Source organism: Providencia sp. PROV208 (genome assembly GCF_028479465.1).
Classification (GTDB): Bacteria; Pseudomonadota; Gammaproteobacteria; order Enterobacterales; family Enterobacteriaceae; genus Providencia; species Providencia alcalifaciens.
Window position 1 is genome coordinate 128063 of sequence record NZ_JAMPNS010000016.1, and the last position, 16113, is coordinate 144175.

General features: G+C 42.6%; 14 protein-coding genes. 7 read left to right on the forward strand and 7 right to left on the reverse strand.

Annotation, left to right across the window (positions count from 1 at the left end):
* From citX to PR766_RS13260, 4 genes are all read left to right on the forward strand, one after another.
* Complete coding sequence (citX, locus tag PR766_RS13245) at nucleotides 1–567, forward strand: citrate lyase holo-[acyl-carrier protein] synthase (RefSeq protein ID WP_154636467.1); 567 nt, start codon at nucleotides 1–3, stop codon at nucleotides 565–567.
* Nucleotides 527–1417, forward strand: coding sequence for a triphosphoribosyl-dephospho-CoA synthase CitG (gene citG, locus PR766_RS13250; RefSeq protein ID WP_006662014.1), 891 nt, complete (start codon nucleotides 527–529; stop codon nucleotides 1415–1417). Before citX ends, citG begins: the two co-directional genes overlap by 41 nt.
* A gap of 274 nt (nucleotides 1418–1691) precedes the next feature.
* Nucleotides 1692–3125 (forward strand): anion permease, encoded by a 1434-nt coding sequence (locus PR766_RS13255; protein ID WP_006662015.1) that lies wholly within the window; start codon nucleotides 1692–1694, stop codon nucleotides 3123–3125.
* A gap of 84 nt (nucleotides 3126–3209) precedes the next feature.
* Complete coding sequence (locus PR766_RS13260) at nucleotides 3210–4265, forward strand: 4-oxalomesaconate tautomerase (RefSeq protein WP_154636466.1); 1056 nt, start codon at nucleotides 3210–3212, stop codon at nucleotides 4263–4265.
* Between the two features lie 44 nt (nucleotides 4266–4309).
* Here PR766_RS13260 and PR766_RS13265 read toward each other — a convergent pair whose 3' ends face one another.
* The 4 genes from PR766_RS13265 to PR766_RS13280 all read right to left on the reverse strand — a co-directional run bounded on the left by PR766_RS13265 (nucleotide 4310) and on the right by PR766_RS13280 (nucleotide 8816).
* The gene (locus tag PR766_RS13265) at nucleotides 4310–5443 is read right to left on the reverse strand and encodes an AAA family ATPase (RefSeq protein ID WP_036979148.1); all 1134 of its coding nucleotides are present in this window, start codon (nucleotides 5441–5443) and stop codon (nucleotides 4310–4312) included.
* The gene (locus PR766_RS13270; RefSeq protein WP_036974739.1) at nucleotides 5440–6150 is read right to left on the reverse strand and encodes an RNA ligase family protein; all 711 of its coding nucleotides are present in this window, start codon (nucleotides 6148–6150) and stop codon (nucleotides 5440–5442) included. Before PR766_RS13270 ends, PR766_RS13265 begins: the two co-directional genes overlap by 4 nt.
* A 219-nt stretch (nucleotides 6151–6369) precedes the next feature.
* Entirely contained in the window at nucleotides 6370–7191 is an 822-nt protein-coding gene (locus PR766_RS13275; protein ID WP_036974708.1) for a VanW family protein, read from the reverse strand.
* A 308-nt stretch (nucleotides 7192–7499) separates the two neighbouring features.
* Entirely contained in the window at nucleotides 7500–8816 is a 1317-nt protein-coding gene (locus tag PR766_RS13280) for a CitMHS family transporter (RefSeq protein ID WP_006662020.1), read from the reverse strand.
* 583 nt (nucleotides 8817–9399) lie between these two features.
* Between PR766_RS13280 and PR766_RS13285 the strand changes: the two genes are divergently transcribed.
* Nucleotides 9400–10491, forward strand: a complete 1092-nt coding sequence (locus tag PR766_RS13285) for an NADH:flavin oxidoreductase/NADH oxidase (RefSeq protein WP_006657559.1) — start codon at nucleotides 9400–9402, stop codon at nucleotides 10489–10491.
* A 74-nt stretch (nucleotides 10492–10565) separates the two neighbouring features.
* Here the strand turns inward: PR766_RS13285 and PR766_RS13290 are convergent, their stop codons facing one another.
* Complete coding sequence (locus PR766_RS13290) at nucleotides 10566–10886, reverse strand: hypothetical protein (protein WP_006657558.1); 321 nt, start codon at nucleotides 10884–10886, stop codon at nucleotides 10566–10568.
* A gap of 275 nt (nucleotides 10887–11161) precedes the next feature.
* The gene (locus tag PR766_RS13295) at nucleotides 11162–12634 is read right to left on the reverse strand and encodes an anion permease (protein WP_006662021.1); all 1473 of its coding nucleotides are present in this window, start codon (nucleotides 12632–12634) and stop codon (nucleotides 11162–11164) included.
* A 702-nt stretch (nucleotides 12635–13336) separates the two neighbouring features.
* Between PR766_RS13295 and cutA the strand changes: the two genes are divergently transcribed.
* Nucleotides 13337–13684, forward strand: a complete 348-nt coding sequence (gene cutA / locus PR766_RS13300) for a divalent-cation tolerance protein CutA (RefSeq protein WP_006657556.1) — start codon at nucleotides 13337–13339, stop codon at nucleotides 13682–13684.
* A gap of 359 nt (nucleotides 13685–14043) precedes the next feature.
* On the forward strand, nucleotides 14044–14388 hold the full coding sequence (locus tag PR766_RS13305; protein ID WP_006662022.1) for a carboxymuconolactone decarboxylase family protein: 345 nt from the start codon (nucleotides 14044–14046) through the stop codon (nucleotides 14386–14388).
* Nucleotides 14389–14439: 51 nt separating this feature from the next.
* Here the strand turns inward: PR766_RS13305 and betA are convergent, their stop codons facing one another.
* Nucleotides 14440–16107 (reverse strand): choline dehydrogenase, encoded by a 1668-nt coding sequence (gene betA, locus PR766_RS13310; RefSeq protein WP_006662023.1) that lies wholly within the window; start codon nucleotides 16105–16107, stop codon nucleotides 14440–14442.
* Between the last annotated feature and the right edge of the window lie 6 nt (nucleotides 16108–16113).

Genomic DNA, 16113 nt, shown 5'->3' on the forward strand with positions numbered 1-16113 from the left:
ATGTTTTACCCACTGCCTGATACCCAAGAGCAATTTGAAATTTCCTTACCTGACTTGCTGGCGAGCCGTGATGCCCGTCAGGCTCGTCAGCAAGAGTGGATTGGTCTCCATCAGGTAACCTTGATTTCATTTACTGTCGTTTTTCCGGGTCCAGTTAAAGACAGTCAACTGGTCAGAGACATTTTTAATCAAGGCTTAAATGCGCTTAAGCAAGTTGCTTCATGCAGGCAGTGGGTACTTTTATCACAACAATCATTCCCTCTCGTGACGGGACCGGAATGCTTAGTCGCTGTAGAGGCTGACGCCATTGAGGTCAAAAAAGCCTTAATGGATGCGGAAGAATTATCCCCTGTCGGTCGACTCTGGGACTTTGATGTTTTTGATAAAAACGGTGTGTTGTATTCCCGCAGCCAATTTAATTTACCCACTCGACGCTGCTTAATTTGTGACAATGAAGCCAAAGTGTGCGCGCGTCAGCGCAGCCACTCTCTTGATGAAATTTTGCACCGTATTAAGGAGTTAGCCTATGTTCCAGCAACTCATAGATCAACAAACTACGTTAAATGATGACGTCGTTAATCACTACAGCCAACTGGCTTGGCAAGCCATGCTAGCGGAAGTGAACTTAACGCCAAAACCAGGTTTAGTAGATAAATATAATACGGGTGCACATAAAGATATGGCACTAACTGATTTTCATTTAAGTGCCAACGCGATTGCCAAATTCTTTCCGCTCTTTTTACAGGCAGGTCACCAATACTGCCAATTGCCGATTAGCCAGCTTCTACGTCAAATTCGCGGCATCGGTATCGATTGTGAAAAAGCGATGTTTCATGCCACTCAGGGCGTGAATACTCATAAAGGCTCTATTTTTTCCTTAGGCTTAGTGCTCACGGCGATCGGTCGTTTATTAGGGTTACAGCAGCGAATTACGCCCAATGCAATCAGCCAAGTCGTTTCTAACATGTGCCAAGGATTAACCACTGAGCTGCAACAGCCCGCAGAACACCCAACAGCGGGACAACGTTTATTCCAAGAGTATGGATTCACAGGTGCCCGAGGTGAAGCAGAACACGGTTATCAATTGGTGATAACCCATGCTCTGCCCCATTATTTGAAACAGCTAGCTGATGGTAAACAGGCCGATATCGCCCTACTCGATACGCTAATTTTGCTGATGAGCCTCAATGATGATACCAACGTCGCCAATCGTGGAGGTATCGAGGGGCTCTGCTGGATAAAGCAGCAAGCAAATCGCCTGTTACATCAAGGTCTTCATGACGAAAAAGATTTAAATAAAGTCCAACAATTTGACCATCAATGTATTGAAAAAAATCTAAGCCCAGGTGGCAGCGCAGATTTGTTGATTCTAACGTGGTTTTTTGCGCGATTACCTTCTGATGTTTATTTAGCTTAATAAATAAAAACAATTTAAATACTCATTAACAAAGGAACCAACATCACAAAAAATTATTCATTAAAACCAGAGAAAATAATTTTTAAATACAACCTGATTTTGCATTTTCAATAATTAACAACGTTTCTGCAAATATACGGTCGCCAATAGTTTTATTAAAAATATAACACTATTCAAGATACCGCTATATCCAGAAATAGGTTTTCACACATTTTAAATATTCGTTTTATGTGATTTAAAAAATTTAAAGTTTATATTCTTGAAGGATTAGCCTATGCAAAAAGATAAAATATGGAAGCTATTAGTTCTTATAGCTATTCCTATAATCATAGCCTTAATACCGACGCCCGCCGGGCTACCGAGTATTGCATGGCTATTATTTGGTTTATACCTTGCCGCCATTGTGGGGCTGGTATTAAAACCTTATTCCGAGCCTGTGATCTTGTTAGCCACGATTGCTGCCAGTGCGGTGATCATCGGTGTAACAGGCACTAAAGACGTCAAAGTTGGCGAAGTTCTAAGTGGTTACTCATCCGGTACAACGTGGTTAGTTTTCGCCGCGTTCACCTTGAGTGCCGCGTTCGTCATAACCGGTTTGGGTAAGCGCCTCTCCTATATTCTTATTGGAAAATTAGGTGGCACCACTCTTGGACTGGGTTATGTCACCGCTATCCTTGACTTAATTATCGCGCCAGCAACGCCATCAAATACCGCCCGTGCGGGTGGAATTGTGTTTCCTATCATCAACAGTGTGGCGGTAGCGCTAGGCTCTGATCCTGAAAAAAGCCCACGTAAAGCCGGTCACTATTTGCTGGTAAACGTATACATGGTGACAAAAACCACCAGCTATATGTTCTTAACTGCAATGGCACCAAACGCGCTGGCATTAGCGATGATGACCGACATTATGGGTATCCATTTAAGTTGGGGTGGCTGGGCATTAGCCGCTGCTGTACCTGGCTTAATCATGTTGATCTTGACTCCGCTGATTATCTACAAACTGTATCCACCTGAGCTAAAAAAGGTGAACAACAAAGAGATCGCAGCAAAAGGGTTAGCAGATTTAGGTCCAATGACCGTGCGTGAAAAACTGCTCAGCATTATCTTTGTACTGGCGTTATCCGGCTGGATATTTGCAGATAAAATCGGTGTGAGCGCTTCAAGTGTCGCCATCGCGGTTATGGCATTAACGCTGATTCTCGGTGTAGTAACTTGGGACGATGTACTGAAGAACAAAGGCGGTTGGAACACCCTGATTTGGTACGGTGGTATTATCGGGATGTCCGGCGTACTGACCAAAGCGGGCTTCTTCAAATGGTTAGCAGATGTGATGAGCGAATATCTCTCCTTCGGTGATCAAGCGATGTTAGCGTTCTTTGTCATCATGTTTATCAGTGTCGCGATTCGTTACTTGTTCGCTTCTGGTGGTGCCTATGTCGCCGCAATGGTTCCTGTTTTCGCAACTGTCGGTATGGTTGCAGGTGCACCACCGATGTTGTTAGCTCTGGGTCTGCTGTTCTCTAACGCTTACGGTGGCAGCTTAACCCATTACGGAGGCGCGGCAGCTCCAATCGTCTTCGGTGCAGGGTACAACGACATTCGTTCTTGGTGGATCATTGGTGGGATTATCGCATTCTTAAGCTTATTAGTTCACATGACTATCGGTTTAGGTTGGTGGGAAATTCTGATCAATATGGGCTTAATCTAATCGCCCTTACCTAATAACACGGATGGAGTGCAATAAGCCGCACTCCATTTTTCTTACGAGCAATGCGTTCTAATAGGAAGTGTCATGAAACAGACTCCTTGTGTATTAATGCGGGGTGGCACATCAAAAGGCGTCTTTTTACTCGCTGATGATCTCCCAACCGATATTCAACAACGTGATGCATTGATTTTAGCCATTATGGGCTCCGGTCATCCGCTACAAATTGATGGCATTGGCGGTGGTAGCCCACAAACCAGTAAAGTCGCCATCATCAGTCCCTCAACCCACCCTAATGCCGATGTTGACTATCTTTTTGCTCAAGTCGCCATCACCGAAAAAATTGTCGATACTGCGCCAAATTGTGGAAATATTTTGTGTGCGGTAGGCTCATTTTCTCTCGAAAAAGGGTTAGTTCCCATTACCGGCGATGTGACCACCGTCAGAGTACGTAATGTGAATACCAATACGTTTATTAATGCCACCATCCAAACACCTAACGGACAAGTGGAATACGATGGCAATGCGACGATTGCAGGTGTTCCCGGTCATGCTGCACCTGTTGGGTTAACATTTCTAAACGCGAGCGGGACCAAAACAGGGAAATTATTTCCGACGGGTAACGTCATCGATATTATTGATGGTGTTGAAGTCACCTGCCTTGATATGGCGACCCCCGTGATCCTGATAGATGCTCCTCAGTTAAATAAAACGGGGTATGAAACTGCCGAACAACTTGAAAGCGATAGTGAGTTTATGCAAAAACTGGAGCATCTTCGCCGGCAAGCGGGCGAGATGATGGGCTTAGGTGACGTCAGTAAAAAAGTGATCCCAAAACCCATTTTAGTTTCCCCTGCAATTCATGGCGGCACCATTAATGTGCGTTACTTTATGCCTCATAAATGTCACGGTGCACTAGCCGTCACTGGGGCAATTGCGATTGCCACGGGTTGCATGATTTCAGGGACAGTTATTGAGCGTTACCTTCAAGGGAGAGTTAATATGCAGCAAATTGCCATTGAGCATTTAAGTGGCAAATTTGAGGTGGCATTAACCAACCCGACGGATAAACCAGAAGGAGTTCAAGCTTCGATTATTCGTACTGCAAGAAAATTATTTGAAGGAAAGGTCTTTGTGCCTTAATGGATACAGGTGCCTGCCTCTATCATAGAGGCAGGATATTAAAATCACTTCACAAACACATTCACAAATCCACCATTAATATAATAGGAAACCTGATGAGCTTCATCAGGGGTTGGGATCTCCAACTTCCCCGCCATTCTTTCCATTACATTCTCGGGTACGGCATATTTGCGTTGACGATTTTGTTGCTGCCACTGCTTATACGGCACTTCCAAATAAATCAAATGCACCTTCGCTTGGTAACGGGCAAACAGGCTGATCATACTTTCGCGCAGTGACGCACTGAGCGAGGTCGCATTCCAGATAAAATCCTGCTTACGACGTAAATAAACCTTCGCCTGCTCTTTAGCTTGCTGAGCCACCCAACCTTGGGCATTTTTATCGGCCGGACTGATTTTATGGACTCGACGAATTTCATCAAGGCAGACCATCGGCGTCTGTGGATAATGCTGTTGAATAAAATGGTCCTTTCCCATTCCCGGCAGACCGCACAACATAATCACCTCACTACCATCGTCATCAAAAGGCTGGTAATCCGGTGTACCACGCTGTGTGTGGAAATAGTGAAAACGCCCTGCCAATGAGGCAAATTCTTTGGGTTTATCCCAACAATGATGCTCGCGGCAAAAGAGTTCAAACAGCTCAATGCGTGCCAGTAAGTCAGCTTTATCTTCACATTCGCGCCCGATAGCATCTGCTTTGGCTAACATACACAACAAGGACATTTCGACCCGTAATGATGCAGCGTACAGTGCACGTTCCGGATCGGGCTTATCCATTAACCAAAGCGGCAAGCCATGAAAACGGACTAATGCCGCTATTTGTTCGCGAATCGCAAAAGGTGTTTCCACTTCGCGAAATAGGATATTCCGCGCAGATAGCTCGCCTTTTTTGGCATGCCCCGGTGAACGAATGCGCCCTTCTTCTTCTCGGGTGGTACTGCGCTTTTCCACATCGTGTAAGAGCGCCGCTGTCCAGACAATTTGCTGTTGCGCTTCAGGCAATTGCTGATATTCCGGCAAGTCTTCCAGCGCGGCTAATACCATTTTGGTATGGATAGCCACATCCCCTTCCGCATGGTGCAGTGCATCTTGGGGGACGCCATGCATATCGCGCACAAATTCAAACTGATCAGCAAGTTGTGACCATTCCCGTTGTTTTGTCAGTTGCCAACTCATTGGTCACCACCTTGCATCTCAAACGCCAATTTTGCACGCTGCCAATTACGTTTCCAGTGAATATCGGTTTTCACATGATTTTTACGCACATATTTAAAAACGTGCTGCATAAAATCATCCACGGCAAAGCCTTGGCGATTGCGCGTGACAATGCCTTCCATACTGCACGGTTTTCCAGTGTGGGTGTCCTGTGCAATAAATTGGCTATCTTCCCCTGCCGCGGCGATTAACCCACTGCGGTATTGCTGGGCAGTGAGGGTGTTGTCGATATTCAAATGAAGCTCTGGTACAGTCGGAAAATCAAACAGAGAAGCGTAAAACTTCACCTCATCCCAACTTAGCCAATAGTCTCCTTGGCGCACCGCAAACACATAAAAATAATCTTCGATATGTTGATATTCGATGGAATGCACTGCATACAGATTTTCACCAAACAATTCGATATCGCCCAAATCATCTTTAATTAATTGCCAACGCTGACGAATTTGCTGCGTCCATGCCGATTGTGTCGGAGCACCATGGGAACGAGCAAATACACCGTAACGATTCAAGCAATTATTTTCACCATCGAGTTTTTCAGTATGAACCAGTTGTTCAATATTTTGGATGTGCGCCCACCAATCGCTATTAATACGATCGTCGCTGGTGGTGCCCGGTGAGAACGGATAGTGATACGTTCTACCATACTTCCTTGATTGCATATTCATCATGCTTTCTCTACAGAAATAACAAAACACAACAAATCTTGTACAAGATTTGCCTCTGCGCTAATTGAGAAATCAAGAGTTGGTATTACATATCTAGTCCGCGAGACGGCCTCATTTTGGGTGTTTTATCAGAAAAACAGCAAGAAATAACTTAGTTGAGGGGATTCTAAACGAACTAATTAGGTAAAAGCCAGTAACATATTCCTAATTATGCTCGTATTAACCCACATCACTCAATTGAGATTCATCCAGTGGGTATTTCACCACCACTTTATTGCGGTACAAACAGCGGTCGCTAAGTGTGAGCGGCTCTTGCCCTTTCGTCGTGATTTGCTGCCAAATTTCATTATGGCGATAAATGACGCCATGCTCCCGAACAAACTGATGATTTTGTTGGTAAATATGATATTTATGTTCTCGTGGCGAAGAACACAATAGTTCCCCTTCAATTTGGTGCTCACCTATTTTAAAAACCAGCTGAAAGGTCGCTTGCGTTGGGTTATACAAAACAAGGTCGATATAGTTGTAAAAAATAGCAGCGCCTGAACCAAATGGCAGTACCCGCCCGTCATCCGGAAAAGGGTCAAAGCTGTGGTTTGCTCGTTCCACCACTTGTAGCGGCGAGTGCAGTGCCATCCAGTGGATTAAATTGCTCAATTGGCAAATTCCACCACCAATACCGCTGCGAGCCTCGCCATAGGAAAGCTCCATTCCTTCCACAAAACCTCGTTTAGCCGTAGGCTTACCCACCAAGCGGCAAAACGAAAAATATTCTCCCGGTGCGATGGTGACGCCGTTCATTGTTCCAACTGCAATCCCGAGGTTAATCACTTTATTATGTTGTAGCCGAAGGTCTGATTGCCCCAATTTGCGGATCAGCCGTGATGTGTGTTTATGGTAACGATATTCCAGTGGCTGCTCCGCAACATTACGCGTATATTTTCGCCCAGAGAATGCCCAATGCCAGCGTCTAAGTAGTCGTTTTTGATTCACGCGCAGCCAATACAAAATAGGATGGTAGGAAGAAAGTGGTCTGCGCATGTCGAGCCTTATCGATGTTAGATAAAAAAGGAATATTCACATAATTACCTCATCATCAATATAGTCACAGTCCGATAATCCATGTTCCACTTAGCCACTATTTTCTCTCACCGCTTTCTGTTTATTTTCCCTATCTTCTATCTTTCCCGATTTTAGGTTTTTCCTTAGCTTCCCCAAACATTGGCTCTATGGATTTTGTGCTGTAGCAAGGCGGCAAGTGTAGCTAATCCCTAGGAGCATACATAAGTATGTGACTAGGGTTAGTAAGCGAAGCCAACACCGCTACAGCGCAAAAGACGACGAGCGGATCAATAGAGACCTAAAACCCCACCAACGGCGAGTGTGAAAAAACTGAACACCCAAATCCATCCGAACGAATAACGCAAATGGCGCCCCATATCAATACCGGCTAACCCCATTGCCAACCACGCCGCTGGCGAGAATGGGCTCACGAACGTACCCGCGTTATTACCGATTGCCATGGCATACACCACCGCGGATGGGTCAACGCCTGCGGTCGCTGCAATCTGCTGAATAATGGGTAACAGTGCAAAATAGTAAGCGTCAGTGCTGGTGAAGATATCCATCGGAACGCCAAGAATACCCACAAAAATATGAATTTTTGATACCCATTCCGTTGGCAGAATTGATGTCAGATCCATCGCAATGGATTTCAACATGCCACCATCAGATAAAATACCTAAAAATGCCCCAGCGGCGAGAATAATTGCCACCATACCTAACGCCTGAGGTGCATGTAGGGAAAGCACCTTCATCTGCTCTTTGGGGTTTGGATAGTTAATTAATAATGCTAAAGAAAGCGCAATCATAAACACATATGGTGCTGAAAGTAGCCCGAACGCTAAACAAATAATCGCCCCGACAATCAATCCACCATTAATTAATGGCTTTTTAGGTTTATGGACAGTATCAGCCACATCTGCGATTTGCTCACTCTCACCTAACAGTGAATCCATTTGATACGGCGTAGTGCCATTTAACGCAGCCGTTGCAATACGACGCTTTTCACGCATTCCCATAATGATGGCAAATACCACTGCGCCACCCATACCAATCAATTGCACAGGAATTAAACCTTGCCATAGTGTAGAAGCATCAATGCCTGTTACCGCTGACGCACGGCCTAATGGCCCGCCCCACGGCACCATATTCATGATCCCCATACTTGCACACATCAGCAGTAACATTAGGTATGGACTCATACCTAATTGCCGATACAGCGGTAATAATGCAGGAATAATAATTAAAAATGTGGCGGCGCCAGAACCATCTAAGTGCACTACCCCCGCGATTAGTGTAGTCATGATACAGACGATAATCACATTACCACGAGTCATTTTGACCATCATGCGGATCAGCGGGTCAAAAATATGCAGATCTTTCATTAAACTGAAGAATAAAATGGCAAATAAGAACATAGCTGCCACTTTAGCGACTTTATTAATACCACTTTCAAAGAAGACGGATATTTCACCAATAGAATATCCCGCTAACAGGGCTCCAATAAAAGGAATACACGACATTGCAATAATTGGGCTAGCTTTGCCCATCATAAGTAAAGTGACGATTGTCACAATGATTAAAATACCAATAATCGTTAACACATTTACCGTCCTTTTTAGAATTATATTTTCACAGGCTAATACACGTTGCTGAAAATAAGCGAGCTGAACTCTCTACCGCTGTAATTTTATTTTCATCTCCACATTGGGTGTTTTATTGCTTATATAAATCTCTTATTTAGGTTGCAAGATGAAAATTGTGTTTTTGCTGGGATAATATCGATTTAGCGTTAATAAAAATCACTTAATAAAATAAAAATCCAGCGAGAAAATCTATTAACACCATAAAAACCATAAAGCACAATTAAATCAATCAATCTTTATTTATCATTAAGTTAGGGTAGGCATCGAGGGATAAAGGCGTATTTATCACGACTTGCGATAATCACCCTCATTTAAATGTCTTCACTGATTTATTTTCTTTGTCTATTAATAAAAAATTGCAAGTAGATATTTATGCTTTTTATTCTTTCTCTCAATATTTCCTCTGCTTTATTGCTTTTTGCTCTCTCTTATAACGAAAAAAATTATCGAATAACTAAATTTGCCGTTTTATCACAAGAATCAACAATCTTTTTTTGTATACTGTCAGAATTATCTTAAGCACTGTTATAAGGAAAGAAGAATGAGTTACCTATTTTCACCTGCAAATCTAGGTCAAGTTCAACTTGCTAACCGTATTGTTGTCCCACCTATGTGCCAATATTCTGCACATGATGGGCTAATCAGCCCTTGGCATCAGGCTCATTATATGAACCTAGCCTTATCCGGTGCCTCATTGGTGATCGTTGAAGCCAGTGCCGTGACTCCTTCAGGTCGGATTACGTACAAAGATTTAGGTCTGTGGAATGAACAACAAATGCGGGAATTTAAGACCCTGCTAACGAATATTAAAACCTTTGCTAATGCTAAATTTGGTATTCAAATTGCCCATGCAGGCAGAAAAGCAGCCTGTGCGCTTCCATGGGAAGGCGGTCAAAATTTAGCCCCCGACCATGAGTATGGTTGGCAAACTGTTGCACCATCTGCCCTTGCGTTCGGCGATAGTTACCCACCAAAAGCACTAACCGTAGATGAAATCCACGAAATCACTCAACAATTCGTGGATTCAGCTAAACGTGCCGAGCAAGCAGGCTTTGAGTTAATCGAAATTCATGCTGCCCATGGCTATTTATTGCATGAATTCTTATCGCCTATTGCTAACCAGCGACAAGATGAATATGGCGGTAGTTTTGCTAACCGTACTCGCTTTTTAGTGGATGTTTTTCGTGAAATACGTGCAGCAGTCAGTCCGCACATCGCCGTAGGCATTCGTATTTCAGCAACAGATTGGGTTGAGGGTGGCTGGGATCTTCCTCAATCGATTAAACTGACTGAAATATTAGAAGAATTTGGCTGTGATTATATTCACGTTTCGTCAGGTGGATTATCAGATAAGCAGCAAATTCCGGTGAGTCCAAACTATCAAGTACCACTCGCACAAGCGATTCATGAGCATACCGACATGCCAGTCATTGCGGTGGGTTTGATCACGGAGCCACATCAAGCAGAAGCGATTATTGCTACTGGGCAAGCAGACTTTATTGCCATTGGTCGAGGAATTTTGTATGAGCCTCGTTGGCCATGGCGTGCTGCCAGCGTGCTTAATGAACAAATTTCAGTCGCGCCACAATATTTACGTTGCGCACCGCACCAGTTTAAGCAGCTATTTAAATAAGCGCTGACTTAAAAATAATAAGACCACGGAAGTTTTCACCACCGTGGTCTTATTTCATGATTAAAGAGAATCAATTAACGCGCGTTAGTCGCACATTCTTGAACAAATGAAATCATAGTTTGTTGGAATTCAGGCGCAGCCGCAGGTGATTTTTGCAGCTCGCTGTCTAAACGTTTAAATTCTTTCAAACCATATTTTTCAACAGTTTTGTCATAAGCACAGCCACAGATTGCGCTGATAGCTTGTGCAGTTTCCGCATCAGATTCACCCGACGCTTTCACACAACTGTTCACGAACTCAGAGCGATACTCTGCAATTTCTTTTTTCTCGTCTGAACACGCTGACAACAATGCCATCATACCCGCCATACCCAATACTAATGCTGTCTTTTTCATTTTTAACCTATTTATCTTTGTCTATATCGGATTAACATTAAAACCCTACAACATACCTTACTATTAATCATAGCTGCTTTAATATGAAAAAGCTTGTGTCAATTAAATATTTAACGCAAAAATTAATATCAATGATTTCACTAATTTAAGGTTTAAATTTTATGATTTACTGAGAGATAAAATATAATTTCAAGCGTTGTCGAGAGAGGACAAAAAAGCCGGAAGATAATTCCGGCTTTTTGCTAATGGATATTTTTAATCAAAATTCAATGGAATTACCAATAACCTAGGAATTTCCACCAAATACTGCCTAAACTTATCCAAATAATTAAGTTAACAACACTCATGACAAAGCCCGCTTTCCACCACTCACCTAACGTCGCATAGCCTGAACCGAAAATAATCGGCGCTGTCCCTGTACCGTAGTGTGTTAACGACATCATTAAAGAAGAGGAGAATGCTAAGGTTAAACCGAGCAGCATTGGCGGTGCACCTAATGCCAGACCCGCAGCAAAGAAAGCACCAAACATAGCGGTAATGTGCGCAGTCGTGCTTGCGAAGAAATAGTGAGAATAGACATAAATGAGTACCAAAATTAAGGTACCCCAGACCCAGCTAATGCCCATACTATCGATAGAATTCCCTACCGTAATAGACATCCACTTGATCAAGCCTAATTTTCCTAAGAAGCTCGCCATCATTACGAGTGCAGCAAACCATACAACGGTATCCCACGCCCCTTTATTTTTTAGGACATCATCCCAGTTAATGACCCCAGTCCCTAGCAATACGCTCAACCCAATAAAAGCAGCAGTGGTTGCATTAACACTGAAAGATGGACCAAACAGCATTTCAGGTACCCCGGCCCACATCATTAATAACAGAATGAAGACCCCTAACGTGATCATTTCTGGCAATGAAATTGGTCCTAGTTGTTGTAAACGCTCCTTCGCGAAATTAGGTGCATCCGGTGTAGACGTAATTTCTGGTTTATACATAAAGTAGATAACCAGAGGCATTAAAATCAAAGAAACGATCGCAGGTACAAATGCCGCAATCGCCCACATTCCCCAAGTGAGTTCATTACCTTTTCCGGCTTCACTGACAATTAAACTTACAATCAATGGGTTAGGTGCAGTTGCAGTAATAAACATCGCAGATGTGATGGGGTTGATATTGTAGTTTACTAAAGAAAGATAACGCCCTATTTTCCCTGCTGTTCCATCATCCGCTTTAGAACCAAAGCTGTCTGAAATTGAACGCATAATTGGGTGAATAATACCCCCACCTCGCGCAGTATTACTTGGCGTGACAGGTGCAAGGATTGTTTCCGCAATTGCCAATGAGTAGGCAATTCCGATCGTTTTCTTACCAAAAAGTGAAATAACGTAATAACCAATACGTGCTCCCAATCCTGTTTTGTTCAAACTCATGGAAACCATAATCGATATACCAATCAACCAAATAAGGTCATTGGAAAAACCACTTAATGCATCCGCAATTGCGCCTTTCGTGGATTCAGGATTCGTTACGCCGGTCGCTGCAACTAATGAAATTGCGACGATTGACACTCCGCCAATCGGTAAGGCTTTACCAATAATGGCGGCGATTGTTCCAACAAATAGAGCTAATAAATGCCATGCATTAGGGTTAACGCCTTCTGGGACAGGAATGGCAAACCAGATAATTAACGTGATGGCGACAGCAATTAAGGTGGGTATCGGTTTTAACGGAGTCAGTTTATTCATAAGGGTATCCATACAGTTTTGAGATGGAATTACAGAGAAAGTGCAATGTATATTTTTTATTCTTAGCATTGATGTTAGCAAATAATCATTTGAAAATATTGATCGTTATCATTTGGTTACTGAGTTTCATATGAATTTCAAGTCATTATGTAACAAAATGTAATCAAAACTCACAAATAGCCACAGACTATTAATAGGAGTTATAAATGCAATACAGAACAAAAAACGAGTAATAATTGTGCATAAAAATACAATTAACTCATCCATCAGATTAAGGCTATTAAATATTAAAATATTTTCTAAATACTCAACTAATATACAAAAATTCAATAACTATTGATATTTATCCGTCTAAAAATTAATGCTGAATCGAATTCCTCATAATTAATCAAAAATAGCAATAAAGCCCCTTGTAAATGAATTTTTTTTCGTTTATCTGCATGGGGTAAAATCGAATAATCTATTTGACTAATAAAATTATTTATCTCAAATCTTAAGCTATTAGGAAAAATAGATAACTGGCGTATATACCGTCAATTCATTACCTAATAAGATTATCATTGTAAGTAATAGTCACTTCCACACTAATCACGCTATTTTTTATTTTCGTCAGCCTGTAGTTTCGCGAACCTGTGGGAAGTTAAACTAGAATGAATCTGAGGATTCATTTAATTACGCTTTTTATAAATAAAGGAGATTAAAATGACATTTAACGACACTCATTACAAGAGCATGCAACAACCATGCATCGTTTTATGTACGACGAATAGCCAAGAAAGCGCGATAAAAATTGCACAACATCTCTTAAATAGCCATATTGCGGCCTGTGTCTCTTTACTACCAGAAATGACATCAGTTTATTTGTGGAAAGGAAATGTGACGGAAGATAAAGAAATTTTATTACTGATAAAAAGTACTGTTGGTAATCAACAGGCACTATTTGATGCAATAAAAGAAATTCATCCCTATGAAATCCCTGAATTAATTAGATTAGACCCTAGCCAAGTTGAGGATAATTATTTGCAGTGGCTAGTTAATTCTGTTCGTTAATATTCATACTTACCATATTAGCGTACTTTTATATTCTTTTTTCATATAGCAAAATTTGATCATTTTTATTAGCTGGTCAGCTTTGGTAAATACGAAATTAGTGTTATATAAGTATTCTCGCTTAATATTTATTTTCCTCCTTCATTTGGAGGATTTTTTTGTCCCATCACTTCCACTAGCGTTAAATTTTATACACTCAATCCAATTATGAGTATTTCAATTCAATACACTAACTTTGGCAAAATAAAAGGTGTAAATCTTTTTTATGTCTTATTTAGAATATTCACCTTGCCCAATATCACCCAAATACTATATTAAAATATATATTATTAAATAACATAATGATCAAAGGGGAAATCATGTCAAAATTTACTGAAATCAACCAAAACACACATAAAACCATGCCCGAACTAGGACAACGTATCCCTGATGTGATAGCGCATTTTTCCAGCTTAATTGCCACCGCATCAAGGGAAGGCGCTCTCGATAAAAAAACCAAAGAACTCATTGCCATCGGCATCACGGTTGCAAGCCGCTGCGATGGCTGTGTTGCCTTCCACACAAAAGCCCTTGTAGACCTAGGTGTAACACAACAGGAACTTGCCGAAGCATTGGGCGTTGCTATCTTAATGGGAGGAGGTCCTTCTTTCATGTATGCAATACAGACATGGAATGCTTATAACGAATTTACGAATACGCTCTAAATCTGAGAATATATTCATGGATGAGGCTCATCCTCATCCATGAATAACGAGTTAACAGACTCTTGCCGGCTGATTATTGGCTTTATAGTAAGGTACGTAACTTGGCGTTAACCCTTCTTGACCACGAATTTTATCGGCAAGTTTTTCCGCTATCATAATCGTCGTCGCATTTAGGTTGCCGGTGATAATCAGCGGCATAATTGATGCATCAATCACCCGCAAATTTTCCAGCCCGTGCACACGCCCTTCACCATCAACAACTGCCATCTCATCTAAGCCCATTTTACAGGTCCCACAGGGGTGAAATGCGGTTTCAGCCCGTTCTCGCACAAAGGCATCTAACTGCTCATCAGTGACGATGTGCTTGCCCGGGCTGATTTCCTCGCCTCGATAGGGGTCTAAGGCAGGCTGAGCCATAATTTCACGGGTGATACGAATAGCCGCACGAAACTCTTCCCAATCCTGCTCACAAGACATGTAATTAAACAAAATACTAGGATGTTGATGTGGGTCTCGGGATTTTATCTGTACCCTCCCTCGGCTTGGTGAACGCATCGATCCCACATGGGCTTGAAAACCATGTTGATTCACCGCGTTGCTCCCATTGTAGTTAATCGCCACTGGCAGGAAGTGAAATTGGATATTTGGCCAAGCAAATTTTTCACTACTGCGGATAAAGCCTCCCGCTTCGAATTGGTTGCTCGCGCCGATCCCTGTCCCTTTAAATAACCATTCTGCCCCAATCATTGGCTGATTAAACCATTTCAGTGCTGGATACAAAGAGACTGGCTGCTTACATGCATATTGCAAGTACATTTCCAGATGGTCTTGCAGGTTCTCGCCAACCCCTTCCAGATAATGAATCGGTGAAATTGCCAATGTGTCTAAGACTGCTTTAGGACCCACGCCAGAACGCTGCAAAATTTGTGGAGAAGCAATTGCCCCTGCACATAACAAGACTTCTTTACGCGCTTTCGCCACATGCTCTTGCGGATGTTTTCCTCGATAATATTTCACGCCAATCGCTTTTTTACCCTCAAATTCAATGGTATCCGTCGTAGCATAAGTGACTATCGTCAGGTTTTTTCGGCTACGTGTCTGGTCCAAATAACCCCGAGCTGTACTTGCACGACGACCTTGTGGCGTCACTGTACGATCCATGGGACCAAACCCCTCTTGCTGATAACCATTTAAATCATCAGTTCGCGGATAACCAGCTTGAACCCCCGCTTCAACCATGGCATGAAATAGAACATTATTCGTGGATTTAGGCGTCGCCACACTCACAGGACCTTGGTCACCATGGTAGTCATTTGCACCAATATCTCGGGTTTCTGCTTTACGAAAATAGGGCAAGCAGTGCGCATAATCCCAATCTTCAAGCCCTGGAGCTTGTGCCCAGCTATCAAAATCCATGGCATTTCCACGAATGTAGCACATGCCATTTATTAGCGAAGAGCCGCCTAACCCTTTTCCTCGCCCACATTCCATGCGGCGATTGTTCATATAGGGTTCAGGCTCTGTCTCATAAGCCCAGTTATAGCGGCGCCCTTGTAAAGGGTAAGCTAATGCCGCTGGCATTTGCGTGCGAAAGTCGAACCGGTGGTCCGGTCCTCCTGCTTCAAGGAGCAGCACAGTAACATCAGGATCTTCTGTCAGGCGGGTAGCAAGAACGTTACCGGCTGAACCAGCACCGATAATAATGTAGTCATAGACCATTGTTAT